Below are 21595 nucleotides of genomic sequence, written 5' to 3'. Positions count from 1 at the left end.
TCAACGGTTGGAGGGGGCAGGCGCGCTCGTGCCCGCAGGCCGGGGCTTCAGCCGGCCGCTCTCGTCCACATAGGACAGAAGGCCGCCGGTGTCCGCAGCCAGCGCATCGAAAGGCAGCGGGCCGCAGACATAAGCATAGAAGTCGTGGGCTGCCCGCTTGTCGCCCGCAAGGAAGCACTGGCAGTGCAGTCGCATCACATCCAGGCTGAAGCGGCGGTAGGTGGCGGGGGTAATCATGTCGCGGATGGCGGCATGCCGGACCAAGGGGCGATGGGAATAATCCCCGCGCTTCAACTTGCGATCCACGATCTCGGCGGGGCCGAGGGTGACGGGATTCACCTTGTAGAAGCTGACGATATCGTCCCGCGACTGGATTTCCAGCCAGCCGATGGCGGGCGCCGCCGCCACCCGCCCGGCCGCCGCGCGCAGCCGCGCGCCGGCCGGGTGCAGGGCGAACTTGGCGGTGGTGCTGCCCAGGGTGAGGAGCCGCACCGGCACCGTGTGCCCGAATGCGGGATCGAGATCGAGCGCCTGGGCGAGGGCGCAGATCATATGCATGGCGCCGAGGCTGTGGCCGGCGACCACGATTTCGTCCACATCTCCGCCCGCCCGGGCCTGGGCCTCCACCGCGGCGATGCGGCGGGCGAAGGCGGCAACCCGCGCGTCCACTTCGGGATGGCGGCCATGGGCGAAATCCACGGAAAATTCAGCTAGGTCGAGGGACTGCTTCAAATGCAGTCGCCGCCCCGGCCAGCGCATCAGCGCGAAGCTGCAGGCCGTGGCGATGAGGACTCCGGCGATGCCGGCACCAAGCCCGCCGATGACGGGACCAAGCCAGAGCCCGGCCGCTGTGCCGAGGCTGGCGGCGATGATCCACAGGGTCGCCAGCAGCAGATAGGTGAAGAGGAAGAACAGACCGTAACGTCGGCTGGCGCGGAAATAGCGCGCCAGGGTGCCGCTCGCGATCATGTCCGCCACGGCGTTGATCTGGCCTTTCAGATGGGACCAGGGGGACCGCTGCATGTCGGCGGCGGCGAGGTCGTCCCAGGCGAGAATCTCGAAGGTCGCGCGGGTCTCCCAGCCCGGTCCGGCGGCGCGGGCGCGCCAGAGGGCGCCGGTGGGGGTGGGCTGCGGCGCATCGTCGAGCACGTTCGCATCGACCGACCACACCGAGCCGAACCGCTTCAGCTCGCGGCCGAACACCCGGAAATGATCCGCGACGGTCATGGGGTGGTAGCCCGCCGCGAAAAAGACATGACGACGCATCGCGCGCCCGCTGGAACTGTCCCGCATGGTCGCGCCTTCTAGAGGATTTTCACGTTTTGTTAAGCCGCCAGCCGGCTGGCCCGGTCGGAGCGTGCCGTGCCGAGGGCTTGTCTTCGCGGCCGGGGAAGGGCAGGAAAGGCGCGGCCGGCACGTTCCCCGGGGCGGGAGACGGCGCCGCCGGAAGCCGAGGCCGCCCTTGTCCGCCACATCCCTTGTCGCCACGCCGCGCCTGACGGTGGTGTTCGTGACCTACAACAGCGGTGCCGTGATTGCCCGCGCGGTGGCAAGCGTGCCGGATGACTGCGCCGTCATCATCGTGGACAATGCGAGTCCTGAAGGCACGCCCTGGCGCGAGAGCCTGTCGCGGCCGGCGGATGTGGTCCCCATGGGGCGCAACGCCGGCTTCGGTACCGCCTGCAATGCGGGTGCCCGCCGGGCGCAGACCCCTTACGTCATGTTTCTCAATCCCGACGCCGTTCTGGCGGGCGATGCGGTGGATGCGCTGTTCGCCGCCGCCCGCGCCTATGGCGACGATGCCATCCTGATGCCGGCCATCATGGGCGAGGACGGGCGGCGGATGCGCAAGGAGGGCACCATTTTTGACAAGGTGCCGCGTCGGGCCCGCCTGAACGCGCAGGAGATCGCCGGCGATTATTGCACCGGCTTCGTCCATGGCGCGGCCTTCATGGTGAAGCGCGACGCCTTCCTGGCTCTGGGCGGGTTCGACGAAGCCATCTTCCTGTACCACGAGGATGATGATCTCTCCCTGCGTGCCCGCGCCCGGAACATGCCCATCGTGGTGGTGACCGGGGCACGGGCGGTGCACGCGGGCGGGGGGTCGTCGACCCCCAGCTTTGCCCAGACCTTCGCCATCAACCGTTTCAAGCAGCAGTCCGAGCGCTATGTGCGGGACAAATACCGCCGCGAGCGCTCTCGGACTGCGACGGCACTGAAACTTTTGGCCGGATGCCTGCTGGCGGGCCTCCTGCTCGATCCCCACCGGGTGGCGGTGCGGGCCGGCAAGCTGCGCGGTCTGTTCGACGCTCTGCCCGCTCCAACGGGAAGGTGAAGGCCATGACCGCGAACCCGTCCGATCCGCCGGCCGCCCCCGCTCAGGAGGGGATCGATCGCCCGCGGGTGGCGCGTCATCTCGTGACCGCTGCGGCGAAGCTGCTGGCCCGGCGCGATCCCGCGCACAATTTGCGCAAGGCCTTGTCGCTGCTGCATGCCGGAGGCGCCTCGGCGGTGGTGGGCGGGGTCGAGGACACGGACGTGGAGGCGCAGCGCCTCGCGGTGTTGCGGTCGCTTCCCGATGGCGGCGGACCGGTCTGCCTGTTGGTGAGCTTCTCGCCCGATGGTCGCTTCTGGCCCCATCTCCTCAGCTATGGGCGCAGCCTGCGCGCCAGCGGTTGCCGAGTGGTTTTGATCGCCACCACCGACCGGGCGGATTTGCGTTGCCTCGATCCGGGGCCGGAGGTGGCCGATGCCGTGGTGGTGCGGGAAAACCATGGCTATGATTTCGCCGCCTGGGCGAGCGTGCTGCGCCTGTGGCCGCGGCTTTGGGACTGCGAAGCCCTGTGGTTCGCCAATGACAGCGTCTACCACGCGCCCGGCCTGTTTCCAGCCTTCGCCGCGCGCATCGCGGCGTCCCGCGCCGAGGTGGTGGCGGCCACCGCGTCGGCTCTCTTCGCTCCCCATGTCCAAAGCTATTTCTTCGTGTTGAAACAGGCGGCCCTGGCGCGACCCGCGACCCGCGCCTTTTTCGCTGGCGTGCGCGCCCTGGCCGACAAGAATGCGGTGATCCGCGCCTATGAAGTGCCGCTGGAAGCGGCGCTGGAGGCCGGCGGCGCCACGGTGGAGGTGTTGGCGCTCCAGGACGGGGCCGGCAATGCCAGCCTGACCCACTGGCGTGCCCTGGTGGAGGCGGGACTGCCCTTTGTGAAGGTTCAGCTGCTGCGCGAGAATCCCTACAAGATCGACCTTTCCGGCTGGCGTGGCGCGCTCGGCGGCTTCGGCTTCGATATCGCAGAGGTGGAATTGCACCTTGGGTCGTACGGCCAGCCGGCGGCGGCACTGCTGGTGGATTGAGGTTGCGCCGGGGCCGGCTGTGGACGGGCGGGGGCAGCGGCATTTTGGACCGCCTGAGCCGTTTCCCAATCGGCGATGCCTTCGCTATGCTGGCGCTACCTGACGGCAGGCCCCGGTGCCGTCGAGGATGGGCGGAGGCGCCCTGGGATTTGGTGCGGATCGCCGCGCGAAACCGTCAGATCGGGTGCTCACGCTCAGGTGACAACCCGCCGCCGACGGGTTCCGTGCACGTTTCGCCGCCCCATGGTTTCCGTGTTGGAAGCCGTGTCGGGCAGCACGCAGGGAATCGAGCTGTGCAGAACTTCTTTCAGTGGTTCGACCGTTTCGAGGAGCGCCGGGCCAAGCCCTGGCTCATCGTCGGCAAGGGGCCGACCTATGGGAATATCGGGACCTACGGCCCTGAAAAGTACCACCTGTTCGCGCTGAACCATGTGGTTCGCGACCGCAAGGTGATGCTCGCCCATGCGGTGGATATCGACGTGGTTGCCGACTGCGCCGACGCCATCGACGCCAATGCGCGTTTCCTGGTGGTGCCCTGGATCCCCCACAAGGACTTCCGCCCACGGGAGAAAACCCTCGCGGACTATGTGAGCGAGGTGCCCATCCTCGCCAAGCTGGAGAAGGAAGGCCGCCTTCTCACCTATGATGCCGAGACCGCGCCCGAGAGCCAGCGCCGGGGTGAGGGGCCGGTGGTGCCGCTCTCCTATTTCAGCGCCGAAGCCGCGCTCGGCCTGCTCGCGCTGGCGGGCGAGAAGGATATCTATACCATCGGCGTCGATGGCGGGACGGCTTATGCCAGCACCTTCAAGGATCTGGAGGGTAGCACCAAGCTGTCCAACGCGCAGCAGAGCTTCGATATCCAGTTCGAGAAGTTCGCGCAGATCCTCTACCGCACCAAGGCGCGGCTGCACCCGCTGGGCATCCAGTCGCCGGTGAAGGTGTTCGTGGGCGCCGAGCCGGAGCAGGAGCTCGCGGTGGCGGTGCTGGCCGATTCCATCCAGCGTTATTCCTCCATCGCCGTGGATGTGATTTCGCTCGCCGACGCCAACATCCCCATTCCCCAGGCCAAGGACCCCAAGAACCGGGGCGGGACGCCGTTCTCGTTCCAGCGCTTCCTCATTCCGCAGCTCTGCGGCTATGAGGGTTATGGCGCCTATGTTGATTCCGACATGCAGGTGTTCAAGGACATCCGGAACTTCTGGGCGGTACCGGACGACGACTTCGACGTGCTTACGGTGAAGCTCCGCCCCGGCTCCGCCCGGGTGGCGCAGAATTCGGTGATGCTGCTCAATTGTGGCCGCCTCAAGTGGGAGATCGGCGACATCATCGACCGGCTGGATCGGGGCCAGTTCACTTACAAGACTCTCATGGAAGAGATGGTGGTGAACAATCGTCCGCCGGAGCGCAGGATTTCCCACGTCTGGAACGATCTTGAATATTACGAGCCCGGCGTCACCAGCCTGATCCATTATACGGACATGATTCATCAGCCCTGGGTGTCGCACAACAATCCGCTGGGCTGGGTCTGGTTCGAGGCTCTGTTCCAGGCGGTGGACGATGGCGCGGTCTCGCCGGAGCTGGTGGAGCGATCCATTCGCCTCGGCCATGTGCGCCCCACCCTGGGCATCCAGCTTGATCGCCGTCTTGCCGATGGCCGTAAGCTGAAGGTGTCGGAACTCGCCGCCGATGAAGATTTCATCGCGCCCTGGCAGTATCTCACCGGCCACATGAAACCGGGGGCGCATCTGCCCTCCGGCTTCAAGTGGCAGATCCAGCGGCAGATCTCGAAACTCCTGCCGGGCGTCTGACGCCCTCCTTCCGGCGCCCGGACCCCTGATCCGGGCGCCTTGAAGCCGCCTCACCCAGGCGCGAAGAGTTGCGCACGCCACAGGTCTAATGGTGTATGCGGCGCGTTGCGCCGTATCATTTCCCTGTGTAAGCCTCGCTTGTCGCCGGCAGGTCCGGCGCGGAGTGGTTCCGTGACGCCTTTGCAGACCCCGTTGCTCGATACCATTAAGGATGCCGCCGACGTGCGGCGCCTGCCCCCGGAGAAGCTGGCCCAGCTCGCCGCGGAATTGCGCGCGGAGACCATCGACGCGGTGTCCGTCACCGGTGGGCACCTCGGGGCGGGGCTGGGCGTGGTCGAGTTGACGGTAGCTTTGCACCGCGTTTTCAATACCCCCCATGACCGGCTGATCTGGGACGTGGGGCACCAGTGCTACCCTCACAAGATTCTCACCGGCCGGCGCGATCGTATCCGCACCCTGCGGCAGGGTGGCGGCCTTTCCGGTTTTACCAAGCGTTCCGAGAGCGTCTACGATCCGTTCGGCGCGGCCCATTCCTCCACCTCCATTTCGGCCGGGCTTGGCATGGCGGTGGCGCGGGACCTTTCGGGCGGGGACCGCAACGTGGTGTGCGTCATCGGCGATGGCGCCATGTCCGCCGGCATGGCCTATGAGGCCATGAACAATGCGGGCGCCATGGATAGCCGCCTCATCGTCATTCTCAACGACAACGACATGTCCATCGCCCCGCCCACGGGAGCCATGTCGGCGTATCTGGCGCGGCTGATTTCCGGGCAGACTTATCTGTCGCTGCGTGAGATTGGCAAGCAGCTCGCCGGCCGCCTGCCCAAGTTCGTGGAGCGCGGCGCCCAGAGGGCCGAGGAGTTCGCCCGCGGCTTCTGGACCGGGGGCACCCTGTTCGAGGAACTGGGCTTCTATTATGTGGGCCCCATCGACGGGCACAACCTCGACCACCTGCTGCCGGTGCTGAAGAACGTCCGCGACGCCAAGAGCGGGCCGATCCTGGTCCATGTGGTGACCCAGAAAGGCAAGGGCTATGCCCCCGCCGAGGCCAGCGCTGACAAGTATCATGGTGTGGTCAAGTTCGATGTCTTGACCGGCGCGCAGCAGAAGGCGAAATCCAACGCGCCGTCCTATACGCGCGTGTTCGCCGAAAGCCTGATCGCGGAGGCCGGGCGCGACGACAAGGTGGTCGCCGTGACCGCCGCCATGCCCACCGGCACCGGGCTCGACCTGTTCGGACAGGTCCATCCGCAGCGCACCTTCGACGTGGGTATCGCCGAGCAGCATGCGGTGACGTTCGCCGCCGGGCTGGCGGCGGAAGGCTTCAAGCCATTCTGCGCCATCTATTCCACCTTTCTCCAGCGCGGCTATGACCAGGTGGTGCACGATGTCGCGCTCCAGGGCTTGCCAGTGCGCTTCATCCTTGATCGCGCGGGCCTTGTGGGCGCCGACGGGGCGACCCATGCCGGGGCGTTCGACGTCGCCTTTCTCGCCTGTCTGCCCGGCATGGTGCTGATGGCGCCCGCCGATGAAGCGGAGCTGACCCATATGATGGCGACTGCCGTGGCCTACAACGACGGGCCGCTCGCCATCCGCTTCCCGCGCGGCGAAGGCGTGGGGGTGGACCGGCCGGAGCGGGGCGCGGTGCTGCCCATCGGCATGGGCCGGCTGGTGTCGGGTATGGGCGAGGGCGACCTCGCCCTGGTCGCCCTGGGCACGCGCCTCGCCGACTGCCTGAAGGCGGCCGAACGGCTGGAGGCCAAGGGGCTGAAGGTGAGCGTGGCCGATGCCCGTTTCGCCAAGCCCCTCGATCGCGATCTGCTTCTGAGGCTTGCCGCCGGTCACCGCGCGCTCATTACGGTGGAAGAGGGGTCCGTGGGCGGCTTCGGCAGCCATGTGCTTCAGCTTCTTACCGACGAGGGTCTGCTCGACCGGGGGAGCCTGAAGGTGCGGGCCATGGTTTTGCCCGACATCTACATCGACCAGGACACGCAAGCCCGCCAGCTCGCGCAGGCCGGCCTCGACGCCGACGCCATCTGCGCCAAGGCGGAAGGATTGCTCGGTGCGGTGCAGGCTGGGCGGGGGCTGGTCAAGGCGGGGTGACGGCGACGCGCGCCATCCTCACCCGGTTTCACTCCCACCGGAAGAGCCGAGCGGGCGCGGTGCGCAAATGGGCGATGTCATCGCTCAGCGGCTGGAAGTTTTCGGAGCAGAACAGCGTTGTTCCAGCGTCAGGCGTTCAGCGTCCCTGAAGCTCTGTGGCGGATGGCCGCACAGCGCTTCAGCCGGTCCATTCTGTCCCCCACGTCCAGGTGTGTCCACAGGTGTGGCGTGGCGGCCGGTGGCGGGTCATCGCGAATGGAGCATGGCCTCCACATTGCGCCGGTGCACGGCCTCGTACGGCTCGAAATAGGTGATGGCGCCGGTGGCGAAGGCGTCGGCCGCGAAGGTGCGCAGGTCGAGCGCGGCCAGCTCGGGTTCCGCCTTCAGCCGCAATAGTTTGGAGACATAGAGCCTGGTCGCCGCGATCAGCTCCGGTCCGTACCCCTGGGCCGCGATCACGTCCGGCGCGCCATGATTGGGCAGGATGTGTGTTGCGCGCAGCGCCGCGAGCGCGTCGAGGTTTTGAAGGTGCACCGCGAGGCGGTCCGCCTCGTCCACATAGGTGATGGGGTCTTCCAGCGTGTCGCCGGCCAGAAGGATGCCGCCGGGCAGCAGCGCCACCACCCCGTCGCGGCTGTGGATGTCCATCTGGTGAAGCGTGACGGAAAGGCGGCCCACGGTGAGATCGAGCCGTCCGCGGAAGATGCTGTTGGGCCGGATCAGGGGGGTGATGGGCGGGTCGCCGCCTTCGAGCCGCGCCCGGTGCTGTTCGAGCAAGGTCGCGGTTTCGGCGCTGGCGATGATTTCGCAATCGGCGAACACCGCGTTGCCGGCCACATGGTCGTCGTGCCAGTGGCTCAACACGAGGCGCACGCGCCGCGCCCCCCGCTCCTCCACCGCGGCGCGCACGAGCCGCGCATGGGCAAGCGAGATGTGCGGATCATAGACCAGCGCCTCCCCGCCATCGATGAGGGCGTAAGTGGCGATGCCGAGGGCGTAGGCGCCATCGTCCAGCCAGTTTTCAGCGGCGCTGTGGAGCCGCGTGCCGGCAATGCGCCCGTCGTAGAAGGCCACGAGCCGCCCGCGGGGCGGCTGCGCCGCCGGCTCCAGGATGCGCAGGGTGGAGCCGGGTGGCGCAAAGGCCGGAGCGCCGGCGGAGGGGGGGAGCGCGCCGCCGGGCATGGGGGGCGTCACTCGGCCGCTTCGAGAGTGTGGCCGAGGCGCTGCGAAAGGGTTTTGAGCAGCTCCGTGGCGGCATCGGCGATGACGGTGCCGGGCGGGAAAATGGCTTCGGCGCCGAACGCCTTGAGGGCGTCGTAATCCTGCGGCGGCACCACGCCGCCCACCACCACCATGATGTCGCCGCGGCCTTCCGCCTCCAGCGCCTTTTTCAGCGCCGGCACCAAAGTGAGATGGCCGGCGGCGAGCGAGGAGATGCCCACCACGTGCACGTCGTTCTCCACCGCCTGGCGGGCGGCCTCTTCCGGAGTGGCGAACAGGGGGCCGATGTCCACGTCGAAGCCGAGATCGGCGAACGCGGAGGCGATCACCTTCTGGCCGCGGTCGTGGCCGTCCTGGCCCACCTTGGCCACCAGGATGCGCGGCCGGCGGCCTTCCGCATGCTCAAACGCTTCCACCAGCTTCTGAACCTTTCCGACCTTGTCCGTCATGGCGGAGGCCTCCCGCTTGTAGACGCCGGAAATGGCGCGGATCTCGGCGCGATGGCGGCCGAACACCTTCTCCAGCGCATCGGAAATCTCGCCCACGGTGGCTTTCACGCGGGCGGCGTTGACGGCGAGCTCCAAGAGGTTGCCGTTGCCGGCGGCGCCGTTGGTAAGGGCGGTCAGCGCCGCCTCTACCTCGACCGGGTTGCGCTCGGCCCGAAGACGCTGGAGCTTCTCGATCTGGGCGGCGCGCACGGCGGCATTTTCCACCTTCAGCACGTCGATGATCTTGTCCTTGAGCGGCTTGAACTTGTTCACGCCGACCACGGTCTGGGCGCCGCCGTCGATGCGGGCCTGGGTGGTGGCCGCCGCCTCCTCGATGCGCAGCTTGGGGATGCCGGCCTCGATGGCCTTGGCCATGCCGCCCAGAGCTTCCACTTCCTGGATGTGGGCCCAGGCCTTGGCGGCCAGATCGTGGGTGAGCTTCTCCACATAGAAGGAGCCGCCCCACAGATCGATCTGTCGGGTGGTGCCGCTTTCCTGCTGCAGCAGGATCTGGGTGTTGCGGGCGATGCGGGCGGAGAAGTCGGTGGGCAGCGCCAGCGCCTCGTCGAGGGCGTTGGTGTGCAGCGACTGGGTCTGGCCCTGGGTCGCCGCCATCGCCTCGATGGCGGTGCGCATGACGTTGTTGAACACGTCCTGGGCGGTGAGCGACCAGCCCGACGTCTGCGAGTGAGTGCGCAGGGGCAGCGACTTCGGGTTCTTGGCGCCGAGATCGCTCATCAGGCGCGTCCACAGGAGGCGGGCGGCGCGCAGCTTCGCCACCTCCATGAAGAAGTTCATGCCGATCGCCCAGAAGAACGACAGGCGCGGCGCGAACACGTCGATGGGAAGGCCCGCGGCGGCCCCGGCGCGGCCATATTCCACGCCGTCCGCGAGGGTATAGGCCAGCTCCAGGTCCTGGGTCGCGCCGGCTTCCTGCATGTGGTAGCCGGAAATGGAGATGGAGTTGAAGCGCGGCATCTCCTTCGACGTATAAGCGAAGATGTCGGAGATGATGCGCATGGAAGGAGCGGGCGGATAGATATAAGTGTTCCGCACCATGAATTCTTTGAGAATATCGTTCTGGATGGTGCCGGACAGCTTGGCGTGGGCTACGCCCTGTTCCTCGCCGGCGACCACATAGAGCGCGAGGATCGGCAGCACCGCCCCGTTCATGGTCATGGACACGCTCATCTGGTCCAGCGGAATGCCGGAAAACAGGGTGCGCATGTCGTAGATGCTGTCGATGGCGACCCCCGCCATGCCCACGTCGCCGGCGACACGCGGGTGGTCGCTGTCATAGCCACGGTGGGTGGCGAGGTCGAACGCCACCGACAGGCCCTTCTGGCCAGCGGCGAGATTGCGCCGGTAGAAGGCGTTGGAATCCTCCGCCGTCGAGAAGCCGGCATATTGGCGAATGGTCCACGGCTGGGTGGCATACATGCCGGCATAGGGGCCGCGCAGGAACGGGGCGATGCCGGGATAGGTGTCGATATAGCTCAAGCCGGCGATATCGGCGGGGCCATAGAGCGGCTTCACGTCGATGCCTTCGGGCGTGGTCCAACTCGGGGCGGCGCTCGCCGGCTGCGCCACGTCCGGGGCGCGCCAGTCGATGGCGGCGAAGTTCGGGATCTGGCTCATGGTTCTATCCCCTTGAATGCTCGGGCTTTCATGCGGTCCGCGGCGCGCGTGCCGGGACCTGCCCTTGGATCTGTGGTGGCGCCGTCAGGCGCGCCGTGCTCTTCCCCGCGCTCGCGCGCACTCTTTTCTTAATTCGGAGCCGGTCTTCGACCGGTGCCCAGCTGCCTTGCTCACGCGCGTTTGGCGAACCAGGCGCCGGAGCACTTGGGCTGCGGCGATGTCCACTTTCCGGAGGCGGCGTTGCCCTCCGCCAGCCCCTTCGCGATTACGCGTCGGCGGCCGTGGACTAGGGTCATGTTCACCACGCCGAGTTTGCTGATGCCGCCGGTGGCGGTCACCGGCCAGAAGCCCGCATAGGTGACTTTGCCATCCTTCACCCTGAGCTTGAAGTCGAAATTGGTGTCGCAGCGGCCCTCTTCCGCCGATGTGGTGATGCTCCAGATGCCGTCATGGCGCGAGGCGGCGCCGGCTGTCGCCGCGGGTGCGAGACTCGCGGCGACAAGGGCAAGGGTGGTCAGCCGTGACGACATGGAAGTGCTCCCGGCGCGCGTCTCACTTCAGCCCGGCGGCGCCCTGGGCGGCGGCCAGGGCTTCGAGCACGTTGCAGCCGGCGAAGATGAAGCCGGACACGCCGGCCGCCTTCAATTCCGCCTCGATCGCGGTCGGCTTGCCCGCGAGCCAGACCGCGCCGGCACCCGCCGCCGCCAGCGCCTTGGCCGCCGCGGCCGCGTCCGTGCCGTAGACCTCGTCGGAGGAGGCAAGGCACGCAAACGGGGTGCCGGCTGCCTTGAAGGCGCGCACCAGGGCATCGAGATCGGCAAAGCCCTCCGGCACGGGGGCGGCGATGCCGCCGGCCTCAAAGAAGTTCTTGGCGAAGGTCGCGCGGGCGGTAAAGGCCGCGACCGGGCCGAGGGTGGCCAGGAACACCTTGGGCGGCTGAGCCGCCGCGTCCGCCGCGTCGCGCAGGGCCTCGAAAGGCTCCGAGATGCGGTGCGGCTGGAGCGCGCCGTCGTTGACCGGGGCTGGTTCGGCGGCCAGCGGCGCCAGCACCTCGGCGGCGGCCTGCACCAGGATGGGGAATTCGGAGGTACCGGTGATGGGCGCCTTGCGGGTGGCGACATCCTTGTCGCGACGCCCCTTCACCTCGGCGATCTCGCCCTGGAGCCAGCGGTCGGACAAAACGTCGGCAAGCCCGCCGCGCCGCTCGATGGTGCGGAACAGATCCCACGCCTTTTCCGCGAGGCCGTCGGTGTGGGCCTCCACCGCGCCGGCTCCGGCGGCCGGATCGGCCACCCGGTGCACGTTGGATTCCTCGATCAGCATCACCTGGGTGTTGCGGGCGAGGCGGCGGGCGAAGGCATCGGGCAGGCCCAGCGCCTGGGTGAACGGCAGCACGGTGAGGCTGTCCGCGCCGCCAACGCCGGCGGAGAACGCGGCAACGGTGCTGCGCAGCAGGTTCACGTAAGGATCGCGGCGGGTCATGGAGCGCCACGCCGTGGTGGCGTGCACCTTCAGCGCGGTCTCGGGCAGTCCGCACTCGCGCAGCACCGCGCCCCACAGCAGGCGGATGGCGCGGAACTTGGCAATGGTGGCGGTCTGGTTCACATCGGCCACCAGGGCCACATCGATGCGGGGCGCCGCCTCTTCCAGGGACACGCCGGCGTCCCCATAGGCCTTGAGATAGGCGACGGCGGAGGCGAGCACCGCCGCCAGCTCCTGCGCGTCGGAGGCGCCGGCCGCGTGGAAGACATGGCCCGAGGCGCGGGCGATGGGACCCTTGAAGCCCTTCGCCGCGAGGATGGCGGAGGTCTCGGTGAAACGCTTGGCGAGCAAGCCCCAGGTGATGGGCATGGTGCCCGCCGCCGCGAAATCGCCCAGCGGATCGAGGCCGAAGGAGACCGCAACGCTCCTGGGATCAAGCCCGCGCTTTTCCACCAGCGCGGCGAAGGCGAGCGCGTCCTCCCGCCCCGTGAACGCCCCGCTCTCGATCCGCGTCTCGATCAGGTCGAGCATCACCCCTTCCAGCACCGCATCGAGGTCGGCACCGTCCGGCAGGCCGAAGCCATGAGCCTCGGGGCTAGAGGCGAACACCAGGGAGAGGCCGGAGGCGCCGCCGTCGAGATCCTCCAGCGCCTGGGCATTGGCGGCCGCAAGGTCCGGCTGGTCCACCCGCATGGAAATGGTCCAGGGGGCGGCGGCGGCGCGACCGGCGAGGATCGGTGCCGTGCCCTTGCGCGGCGGCAAGGCGTCGAGGGCGAGGCCCTCATAGGTGGCGGTCACCATCTTCTTGTCGTAGGGCGCGCCCTTGAGCACGCCATCCACCAGCTTCAGCCAGTCCTCCCGGGTGACGGGGGGAAGATCGGTGGCGAAGGGCAGGGTGGTCATGGCTGAGCCTCCGAAGGGACGAGACAGGGAGTATGGCGGTGCGCGACGATGGCCGGGCACCCGGCATCGGGGACGGGCCAGGCGCGCCGCGTGAGGTCGGGGGACCGTGGCGCCGCCACGGGCCGCGCCGGAAAGAGGGGGCCGCAACTGCGGGTGCGAGGGGCGGTCATGTTCCGCCCTCCCGCGCGGCGAGGGCGCGCTCGGTGTCAAACATGTAGTCGCGCAGCACCGGCACGTCGTCGCGCTTGTCCGAAAGCAGCAGCTGGAACACCATGTTGGAGCCGTGCAGGAAGCCGAGTTCCACGGCCGCGAGGTAGAATTCCCACATGCGGCCGAAGCGCGCGCCCATCATGGCGTCCACCTCGGCGCGCTTGGCCATGAAGTTTCGCCGCCAGGCGCGGATGGTCCAGTAATAATGCAGCCGCAGCACCTCGCAATCGTCTACCCACAGGTGGGTGCGTTCGGTTGCGGCGAGGACTTCCGACAGCGCCGGCACATAGCCGCCGGGGAAGATGTATTTGCGGATGAAGGGCGCGGTGGTGCCGGGCGGCGACATGCGGCCGATGGCGTGCACCAAGGCGAAGCCGCCCTCGCTCAGAAGGTCGCGGATGGTGGTGAAGTATTCATCATAGTGGGCGACCCCCACATGCTCCATCATGCCGATGGACACCACGCGGTCGAACTTGCCCTTCAACTCGCGATAATCCACCTCGCGGAAGTCGATGCTGTCGGCGACGCCGGCAAGCTGGGCCAGCCGCCGGCTCTCCGCGAGCTGCTCGGGCGAGACGTTGATGGCGGTGACTTTCGCCCCGCACGCCTGCGCCATGTAGATGGCCAGCCCCCCCCAGCCCGAGCCGATCTCGGCCACCCTCATGCCGGGTGCGATCTTCAGCTTGGCGGCGATGTGACGGAACTTGTTGCGCTGCGCCTCCGCCAGCGGCTCGTCGGGCTCGCGGAAATAGGCGCAGGAATAGGTCATGGTCTCGTCCAGCCACAGCCGGTAGAAGGCGGCCGGGTGGTCGTAATGGCTGGAGACGTTTTCCTTCGCCTTGCCGATCGGGTTCGCCTGCTGGAAGCGTCGCACCGAGCGCCACGCCTGCCTGAGCGCCTGCTGCACCGGATGGCTGCCGAGGCCCTTGCGGTTCACCGAAAACAGATACAACAGCTCGAACGCGCCGGCCTCGTCCTCGAACGACAGGCGGCCGTCCATATAGGCTTCCGCGGCCACCAGCTCTGGATTGAAGAACAGCTCCTTCTCCAGCTTCTTGTCGTGCATGCGCACGGTGACGGACGGGCCGCCCTCGCCCGAGCCGAACACATGGCGCGCGCCGTCGCTGGTGAGGACCGTCAGGCGTCCTTTTTCCACGAAGCGCTTCAGCAGATGGGAGAGCAGGCGCATGGGTCAGGTGTCCTTCCGCAGGGGGGCGGGCAGAAGGTAACCTCCCGCGTCGGGCTTGTCCCGGGCGTCGATGTCGAACAGGCCGCGCCCCGAAGCCCGGCGCAGGCCGGGGACCGGGGCGGGAGGGCCCGGAACACGTCCGGGCATGGCGGCGCGCAGGCGCATGGGGAGAGGGGCCTTGCGCGCCGGGGTCATCACGCGAATTCCAGGATCACCGCGTCGACCGCGAGGCTGTCGCCGGCCTTGGCGTGGACCGCCTTGATGATGCCGTCGCGCTCGGCGCGCAGCACGTTCTCCATCTTCATGGCTTCCACGATGGCGAGGATCTCGCCGTTCTTCACCTCCTGGCCGGGGGTGACGGCGACGGAGACCACGAGGCCGGGCATGGGGCAGAGCAATTCCTTGCCGCCGCCGGCGTTTTCCTTCTTGGGCATCAGCGCCGCAAGGCCGGCCGACAACTCGGTGTAGACCCGCGCCTTGGTGGCGATGCCGCGATGGGCGAGGGCATAGCCATTGGGAATGGTGCGCACCTGCACCGCCACCTGGTCAGCATCGATGGTGCCGCTCCACACCACGTCGCCCGGCTTCCAGGCGGAGCGCAGCAGGTGGGCGTGGCCCGGATTGCCCTCCTTGTCGAAGATCTGGACCTTGTAGCCGCCGTCCACCGCCTCAACCTCGCACGCCGTGGCGATGACGTCCTCGCCGGCGGAAAGATGCGCGATGCGGCGCTTGGCGAAGGCCACCGGGACCCCCGAGGTCTGGCCGGAAATCTGCCGCTTGCGGGTGTTGTGGATGTGGTCGATCACCGCTGCCACCGCCGACAGCGTATGCACTAATTCACCGTCCGGCACGCGGGGGAAGAAGCCGTCCGGATATTCCTCGGCGATGAAGCCGGTGGACAGGCGGCCCTCCTGCCAGCGCGGATGCGCCATCAGGGCCGAAAGGAACGGAATGTTGTGGCCGATGCCGTCGATGGCGAACGCGTCCAGCGCCACCGCCTGAGCCTCGATGGCCATGGCACGGGTGGGGGCGTGGGTGACGAGCTTGGCGATCATCGGATCGTAGAACAGCGAGATCTCGCCGCCCTCATAGACGCCGGTGTCGTTGCGCACGGTGATGGGGCCGGTCTTGCCTTCCACCGGCGGCCGGTAGCGCACCAGGCGGCCGGTGGAGGGCAGGAAGTTGCGGTAGGGATCTTCCGCATAGATACGGCTTTCCACCGCCCAGCCAGTGAGCTTCACGTCGTCCTGGGTGATGGAAAGGGGTTCGCCCGCCGCCACGCGGATCATCTGCTCCACGAGGTCGATGCCGGTGATGAGCTCGGTCACCGGATGTTCCACCTGCAGGCGGGTATTCATCTCCAGGAAGTAGAAGCTCTTGTCCTGGCCGGCGACGAACTCCACCGTGCCGGCGCTGTCGTAGCCGACGGCCTTGGCGAGGGCCACGGCCTGCTCGCCCATCTTCTTGCGGGTGGCCTCGTCCAAGAGCGGGGAGGGGGCTTCCTCGACCACCTTCTGGTTGCGGCGCTGGATGGAGCATTCGCGCTCGCCCAGGTAGATCACGTTGCCGTGCTTGTCGCCCAGCACCTGGATCTCGATGTGGCGCGGATCGACGATGAACTTTTCCACGAACACGCGGTCATCGCCGAAGGAGGACTTGGCCTCCGAGCGGGCGCGATCGAAGCCGTCCTGCACTTCCGAGCGGGAATGGGCGATACGCATGCCCTTGCCGCCGCCGCCGGCGGAGGCCTTGATCATCACCGGATAGCCGATCTCGTCGGCGATGCGGGCGGCTTCCACGCCATTCTCGATCACGCCGAGATAGCCGGGAACGGTGGAAACCCTGGCCGCGGCGGCCGCCTTCTTGGACTCGATCTTGTCACCCATGGCGTCGATGGCATGGGGGTTCGGGCCGATGAAGACGATGCCGTGCTCGGCCAACAGCTTGGGGAACGAGGCGCGCTCCGACAGGAAGCCGTAGCCCGGATGCACCGCCTCGGCGTGGGTGAGCATGCAGGCTTCCACGATCTTCTCGGCGATGAGGTAGGACTGTGCCGCCTGGGGCGGGCCGATGAACACGGCCTCGTCCGCCATCTCCACATGGAGGGCGTCCTTGTCCGCCTCGGAATAGACGGCCACGGTCTTGATGCCCATCTTGCGCGCCGTCTTGATGACGCGGCAGGCGATCTCGCCCCGGTTCGCGATCAGGATTTTCGAGAACATTGCGTGCGGTTCCTTGAAGCGCCTGTGGCAGTGGCGCTGAAAATCTAAGGGAGCTGTTCCCCCTCCCAACCCTCCCCCGCAAGCGGGAGAGGGCTTCAGCGCACCGCTTCCCACCGGCTCCCTCTCCCGCTTGCGGGGGAGGGCTGGGGAGGGGGCAGGCGCGACCTCGGCGGGGAGAGGCCTTTGATCGGTCCCAGCCGCTCAGAGCGGCATGTTGTCGTGCTTGCGCGGGGGCTGCTCGAGCTTCTTGGTGCGCAGCATGGCCAGCGCCCGGGCCAGCCGGCGCCGGGTGGAGTGGGGCATGATGACCTCGTCCACATAGCCCCGCTCCGCCGCCACGAAGGGCGAGAGAAACCGCTGCTCGTAATTCTTGGTCTGGGCGGCGATCTTCTCCGGGTCGTCCATGTCGGCCCGGAAGATGATCTCCACCGCGCCCTTGGCACCCATCACCGCGATCTGGGCGGTGGGCCAGGCATAGTTGACGTCCGCGCCCACATGCTTGGAGGCCATCACGTCATAAGCGCCGCCGAAGGCCTTGCGGGTGATGACGGTGACCAGCGGCACGGTGGCCTGGGAATAAGCGAACAGCAGCTTGGCGCCGTGCTTGATGAGGCCGCCATACTCCTGCGCGGTGCCGGGCAGGAAGCCGGGCACGTCCACGAAGGTGACGATCGGGATCTCGAACGCGTCGCAGAAGCGCACGAAGCGCGCCGCCTTGCGGGAAGCGTCACTATCGAGCACGCCGGCCAGCACCATGGGCTGGTTGGCGACAAAGCCCACCGTGCGCCCCTCAATGCGGCCGAAGCCGGTGACCATGTTCTTGGCGTAGGCGGCCTGGATCTCGAAGAAGTCGCCCTCGTCCACGACTTTGAGGATCAGCTCCTTGATGTCGTAGGGCTTGTTCGGATTGTCCGGAACCAGGGTGTCGAGGCTCTCGTCAAAGCGGCCGGGATCGTCGAACGAGGGCCAGGTCGGCACGCCTTCCTGGTTGTTGGAGGGCAGGAAGTCGATGAGCCGGCGGGTCTCCAGCAGCATTTCGACATCGTTCTCGAACGCGCCGTCGGCGACCGAGGACTTGGAGGTGTGCACCTTGGCGCCGCCCAGCTCTTCCGAGGTGACGGTCTCGTTGGTGACGGTCTTCACCACGTCCGGGCCGGTCACGAACATGTAGCTCGTGTCGCGCACCATGAAGATGAAATCGGTCATGGCCGGGGAATAGACGTCGCCGCCCGCGCACGGGCCCATGATGAGCGAGATCTGCGGGATCACGCCGGAGGCCAGCACGTTGCGCTTGAACACCTCGCCATAGCCGCCGAGCGCCGCGACGCCTTCCTGGATACGGGCGCCGCCGGCATCGAACAGGCCGATGATGGGGGCGCGGGTCTTCAACGCCATGTCCTGGATCTTGGTGATCTTGCGGGCGTGCTCCTCGGAGAGGGAGCCGCCGAACACCGTGAAGTCCTTGGCGAACACGAACACCTTGCGGCCGTTCACGGTGCCCCAGCCGGTCACCACGCCGTCGCCGGGAACCTTCTGGTCCTCCATGCCAAAATCGACGCAGCGATGCTGTACGAAGGTATCATATTCCTCGAACGTGCCGCGGTCGAGCAGCAGCTCAATGCGCTCGCGGGCGGTGAGCTTGCCGCGGGCGTGCTGGGCCTTGATGCGGCGCTCGCCGCCGCCCAGCCGCGCGATCTCGCGCCGGCTCTCCAGCTCTTCGAGGATTTCCTTCATGCGACGCCCCCCAGTTGTGGGTTTTGTATGGACACGGAGTGTAGCGGCGGCCGGAACGAAGGAAAGCGCAATGGGCGCTTTCCTTCGAACCCTGACCGGCGTGTTGCCGGCTTGGTGGCTAACAGCACTCACAAAGGATTTGAATGTGTAAAAGTTTTGTGTTGTGATTTGTGAAGGCTTCACAAATACGATGTGTCGAAGGGGGCCGGGGAGGACGGGGTTGCGTCAGAAGGTCTATGCCGGCCATGCGGTGCGGCGCCTGCGCGAAAAGCTCGACCTGAAGCAGGGCGAGCTGGCCCAAAGGCTCGGGGTGTCCCCCTCCTATGTGAACCAGATCGAGAGCAACCAGCGACCGCTTACCGCCTCGGTGCTGATCGCCATTTCGCGCACATTCGCTGTGGATATCACCACCTTCGGCGCGGAGGATCTCGACCGCCTGGTGGCCGACCTCAGGGAAGTCACCGCCGATCCCTTGTTCAGCGACCTTGGGCTTGGCCTTCAGGATGTGAAGGCGGTGGCCAATCTTTCGCCCGCTTTCGCCCATGCCTTCCTGCGCATGCATGTGGCGCTCCGGCGCACCGCCGAGTGGCGCGCGTCCCTGGACGACATGCTCACCGCCGGGGTGCCGCCGCGGGCCGACGAGGCCAAGCTCATTCCCTATGAGGAAGTGCGCGACTTTTTCCATTATATCGACAATTATGTGGACAGCCTGGATCGCGCGGCGGAATCCACGGCCATTGCCCTTGGGCTGCTCGACCGGGCGGACCCGGCGGGTGCCTTCGCGGGCCACCTTGCCCATCGCCATGGGGTGACGGTGGAACTCGGCCATGCGGACCCTACAGCGCCGCTGTCTCAATATGATCCGCGTCTGCGGCGCCTGACCCTGTCGGGGGTGCTTTCGGCACCGACGCGGGCGTTTCGCATGGCCGCCACCATCGCCCAGCTCGAGCATGCGGACCTGGTCGCGGAGACCGTGGCCTCGGCCCGCTTCCGCAGCCAGACCGCGGCGGACATCTGCCGGCTTGCCTTGTTCAATTATTTCGCCGGCGCGGTGATGCTGCCCTATCGGCGCTTTCTGGATCTTGCCCGTTCGCTCCGCCACGATCTCGACCGGCTGGTGCTGGAGACGGGGGCGAGCCTGGAACAGGTGTGCCACCGCCTTTCCACCTTGCAGCGGCCGGGCGCCAAGGGGGTTCCCTTTTATTTTGCCAAGGTGGACCGGGCCGGCAACATCACCAAGCGCCATTCCGCAACGCGCTTTCAGTTTGCCCGCCATGGCGGCGCCTGCGCGGCCTGGAACGCGCACGAGGCCTTCGAGATGCCGGGCCGTACCCTGGTGCAATTGGGCGAGATGCCTGACGGCGTGCGCTACATCTGCCTGGCGCGGGCGGTCACCGCGCCGCCGTTGCGCCATGGGGGGCCGGTGCGCGCCTTTGCGCTGGGGCTGGGGTGCGAGGTGTCGTTCGCCCACGACATGGTCTATGCGGACGGGCTGGATCTGAAAACGGCGCCGGTGGCGCCGCTTGGGGTCTCCTGCCGCATCTGCCCGCGGCGCGATTGCGACCTTCGGGCTTTTCCTCCGCTCGACCGCGATATCCGCATCGACGAAAATGTGCGCGATATCATTCCATTCACCATCTCGTGACGCAATTCGGCCGCGCTCTCGCTCGTGAAACGCCGCGCCTTCGCACATGAAACGCCATGCGTCGGCGTTTAGATTGCGTCATCGGCTCGTTTGAGTCGAAAGGGAGTGCTCCATGAGGATGCTGAGACTTGCCGGCGTGTTCGCCGGCTTGGCCGTGGCGGGCATCGGGGGGGTGGCGCAGGCCGCGGCACCGGGTTTCTCCACCGCGAACGTGAATATCCGGACGGGACCGGACACCGAGTTCCCGTCGCTGGGGGTGATCCCTGACGGCTCGCCGGTCCAGATCGAGGGCTGCCTGCAGGACGAATCCTGGTGCGATGTCGAGTGGAACGGCTATCGGGGCTGGGTCTATAGCGAATATCTCGGCTATGAGGCGCCGGCCACGGTCGCCGTTCCCGTCGCCGAACGCCGCATCGAGGTGGTGCCCGACATAGGGCTTGCCGCCATCGGCGTTCCCATCATCGCCTTCGCGGCGGCGGATTATTGGAACCGCAATTACGTCAACCGTCCCTGGTATGTGAATCAGCCCTGGTATGCGGATCGCTACCGCTGGGAAGGCTATGCGCCGCCGCCCCGTCCGGGCTGGCGTCCGCCGCCTCCGGGGCCGCGCGTGCCCGGCTGGTGGCGTAACAATTATGCGCCGCCGCCCAATATGCCGCCCCCGCCGCCGCCCGGCGGCTGGCATCGTCCGCCCCCGCCGGTTCAGCCGCCGCCCGGCCCCGGCTGGGCGGGTGGTCCTGGCGGTCCTGGTGGCCCCGGCGGTCCGGTTGTGAACCCGGGCGGTCCTGGTCGTCCCGTTGTGCCCGGCGGTCCTGGTGCTCCTGGCGGTCCGGTTGTGAACCCCGGCGCGCCGGGTCGTCCCGTGGTCCCCGGTACGCCTGGTGGCCCTGGTGCTCCTGGCGGTCCGGTTGTGAACCCCGGTGCGCCGGGTCGTCCCGTGGTCCCTGGCACGCCCGGCCGCCCTGGTGCTCCTGGTGCTCCTGGCGGTCCGGTTGTGAACCCCGGTGCGCCGGGTCGTCCCGTGGTCCCTGGCACGCCGGGTGGCCCTGGTGCTCCTGGCGGTCCGGTTGTGAACCCCGGTGCGCCGGGTCGTCCCGTGGTCCCTGGCACGCCGGGTGGCCCTGGTGGCCCTGGCGGTCCGGTTGTGAACCCCGGTGCGCCGGGTCGTCCCGTGGTCCCCGGTACGCCTGGTGGCCCTGGTGCTCCTGGCGGTCCGGTTGTGAACCCCGGCGCGCCGGGTCGTCCCGTGGTCCCTGGCACGCCCGGCCGCCCTGGTGCTCCTGGCGGTCCGGTTGTGAACCCCGGTGCGCCGGGTCGTCCCGTGGCCCCCGGTACGCCGGGTGGCCCTGGTGCTCCTGGCGGTCCGGTTGTGAACCCGGGTGCTCCCGGTCGTCCCGTGACCCCCGGCGCTCCTGGTGCTCCGGCCGTGAACCCGGTCGCTCCCGGTCGTCCCGTGACGCCCGGAGCGACCCCTGCGCCCGGCGCGCCGAATCGGCCCGCGGCGCCCGGTACGCCGAATGCTCCTGGTGCCCGTCCGGTGACACCGGGTGCTCCGGCACGTCCGGCCGCGCCTAACGCTCCGGCCGTCGCTCCAGGTG

14 protein-coding genes are annotated in these 21595 nt (G+C 67.8%); 6 read left to right on the top strand and 8 right to left on the bottom strand.

Annotated elements, in window-relative coordinates:
• The gene (locus tag HUW53_RS13255; protein ID WP_237346246.1) at nt 1-1293 is read right to left on the bottom strand and encodes a hypothetical protein; all 1293 of its coding nucleotides are present in this window, start codon (nt 1291-1293) and stop codon (nt 1-3) included.
• A 169-nt stretch (nt 1294-1462) separates the two neighbouring features.
• On the opposite strand from HUW53_RS13255, the gene HUW53_RS13250 reads away from it, so the two are divergent.
• The 4 genes from HUW53_RS13250 (at nt 1463) to dxs (ending at nt 7265) form a co-directional block, all read left to right on the top strand.
• On the top strand, nt 1463-2335 hold the full coding sequence (locus HUW53_RS13250) for a glycosyltransferase family 2 protein (protein WP_237346245.1): 873 nt from the start codon (nt 1463-1465) through the stop codon (nt 2333-2335).
• Nucleotides 2336-2340: 5 nt separating this feature from the next.
• A complete protein-coding gene (locus HUW53_RS13245; protein ID WP_237346244.1) occupies nt 2341-3354 on the top strand; it encodes a rhamnan synthesis F family protein in 1014 nt (337 codons plus the stop codon).
• Nucleotides 3355-3647: 293 nt separating this feature from the next.
• Nucleotides 3648-5162 carry a hypothetical protein gene (locus tag HUW53_RS13240; RefSeq protein WP_237346243.1) on the top strand — a complete coding sequence of 505 codons (1515 nt, stop codon included), beginning with the start codon at nt 3648-3650 and terminating at the stop codon, nt 5160-5162.
• A 171-nt stretch (nt 5163-5333) separates the two neighbouring features.
• The gene (gene dxs, locus HUW53_RS13235) at nt 5334-7265 is read left to right on the top strand and encodes a 1-deoxy-D-xylulose-5-phosphate synthase (protein ID WP_237346242.1); all 1932 of its coding nucleotides are present in this window, start codon (nt 5334-5336) and stop codon (nt 7263-7265) included.
• 246 nt (nt 7266-7511) lie between these two features.
• On the opposite strand, the gene HUW53_RS13230 is transcribed toward dxs, so the two are convergent.
• The 7 genes from HUW53_RS13230 to HUW53_RS13200 all read right to left on the bottom strand — a co-directional run bounded on the left by HUW53_RS13230 (nt 7512) and on the right by HUW53_RS13200 (nt 18352).
• On the bottom strand, nt 7512-8459 hold the full coding sequence (locus HUW53_RS13230; protein ID WP_237346241.1) for an MBL fold metallo-hydrolase: 948 nt from the start codon (nt 8457-8459) through the stop codon (nt 7512-7514).
• Nucleotides 8456-10612, bottom strand: coding sequence for a methylmalonyl-CoA mutase (scpA, locus tag HUW53_RS13225; protein ID WP_237346240.1), 2157 nt, complete (start codon nt 10610-10612; stop codon nt 8456-8458). The genes HUW53_RS13230 and scpA overlap by 4 nt, the downstream gene beginning before the upstream one ends.
• A gap of 170 nt (nt 10613-10782) precedes the next feature.
• Nucleotides 10783-11142, bottom strand: a complete 360-nt coding sequence (locus HUW53_RS13220) for a hypothetical protein (protein ID WP_237346239.1) — start codon at nt 11140-11142, stop codon at nt 10783-10785.
• A gap of 22 nt (nt 11143-11164) precedes the next feature.
• Nucleotides 11165-12997: a methylmalonyl-CoA mutase subunit beta gene (locus tag HUW53_RS13215; protein ID WP_237346238.1), complete on the bottom strand. Its 1833-nt coding sequence runs from the start codon at nt 12995-12997 to the stop codon at nt 11165-11167.
• Nucleotides 12998-13163: 166 nt separating this feature from the next.
• Complete coding sequence (locus HUW53_RS13210; RefSeq protein WP_237346237.1) at nt 13164-14396, bottom strand: SAM-dependent methyltransferase; 1233 nt, start codon at nt 14394-14396, stop codon at nt 13164-13166.
• 194 nt (nt 14397-14590) lie between these two features.
• Nucleotides 14591-16618 (bottom strand): acetyl-CoA carboxylase biotin carboxylase subunit, encoded by a 2028-nt coding sequence (locus tag HUW53_RS13205; protein WP_237346236.1) that lies wholly within the window; start codon nt 16616-16618, stop codon nt 14591-14593.
• Nucleotides 16619-16819: 201 nt separating this feature from the next.
• Nucleotides 16820-18352, bottom strand: a complete 1533-nt coding sequence (locus HUW53_RS13200; RefSeq protein ID WP_237346235.1) for an acyl-CoA carboxylase subunit beta — start codon at nt 18350-18352, stop codon at nt 16820-16822.
• A 190-nt stretch (nt 18353-18542) separates the two neighbouring features.
• Here HUW53_RS13200 and HUW53_RS13195 point away from each other — a divergent pair, with 190 nt between their 5' ends.
• Together HUW53_RS13195 and HUW53_RS22100 are read left to right on the top strand one after the other, a co-directional pair.
• Complete coding sequence (locus tag HUW53_RS13195; protein ID WP_272904232.1) at nt 18543-19997, top strand: helix-turn-helix domain-containing protein; 1455 nt, start codon at nt 18543-18545, stop codon at nt 19995-19997.
• 112 nt (nt 19998-20109) lie between these two features.
• A partial coding sequence (locus HUW53_RS22100) for an SH3 domain-containing protein (protein WP_419836127.1) occupies nt 20110-21595 on the top strand: 1486 nt, incomplete at its 3' end.

Origin of the sequence: Xanthobacter agilis (genome assembly GCF_021730435.1) — a bacterium.
Lineage (GTDB): Bacteria > Pseudomonadota > Alphaproteobacteria > Rhizobiales > Xanthobacteraceae > Xanthobacter > Xanthobacter agilis.
This window is presented reverse-complemented; position numbering and strand designations above follow the sequence as displayed.

What these genes read in the sequence shown, in the direction of transcription:
- HUW53_RS13215 (WP_237346238.1), bottom strand. Translation starts at nt 12,997, where the DNA reads ATGACCACCCTGCCCTTCGCCACCGATCTTCCCCCCGTCACCCGGGAG.
- HUW53_RS13210 (WP_237346237.1), bottom strand. Translation starts at nt 14,396, where the DNA reads ATGCGCCTGCTCTCCCATCTGCTGAAGCGCTTCGTGGAAAAAGGACGC.
- HUW53_RS13195 (WP_272904232.1), top strand. Translation starts at nt 18,543, where the DNA reads ATGTGTCGAAGGGGGCCGGGGAGGACGGGGTTGCGTCAGAAGGTCTAT.
- scpA (WP_237346240.1), bottom strand. Translation starts at nt 10,612, where the DNA reads ATGAGCCAGATCCCGAACTTCGCCGCCATCGACTGGCGCGCCCCGGAC.
- HUW53_RS13205 (WP_237346236.1), bottom strand. Translation starts at nt 16,618, where the DNA reads ATGTTCTCGAAAATCCTGATCGCGAACCGGGGCGAGATCGCCTGCCGC.
- HUW53_RS13220 (WP_237346239.1), bottom strand. Translation starts at nt 11,142, where the DNA reads ATGTCGTCACGGCTGACCACCCTTGCCCTTGTCGCCGCGAGTCTCGCA.
- HUW53_RS13200 (WP_237346235.1), bottom strand. Translation starts at nt 18,352, where the DNA reads ATGAAGGAAATCCTCGAAGAGCTGGAGAGCCGGCGCGAGATCGCGCGG.
- HUW53_RS13245 (WP_237346244.1), top strand. Translation starts at nt 2,341, where the DNA reads ATGACCGCGAACCCGTCCGATCCGCCGGCCGCCCCCGCTCAGGAGGGG.
- HUW53_RS13255 (WP_237346246.1), bottom strand. Translation starts at nt 1,293, where the DNA reads ATGCGGGACAGTTCCAGCGGGCGCGCGATGCGTCGTCATGTCTTTTTC.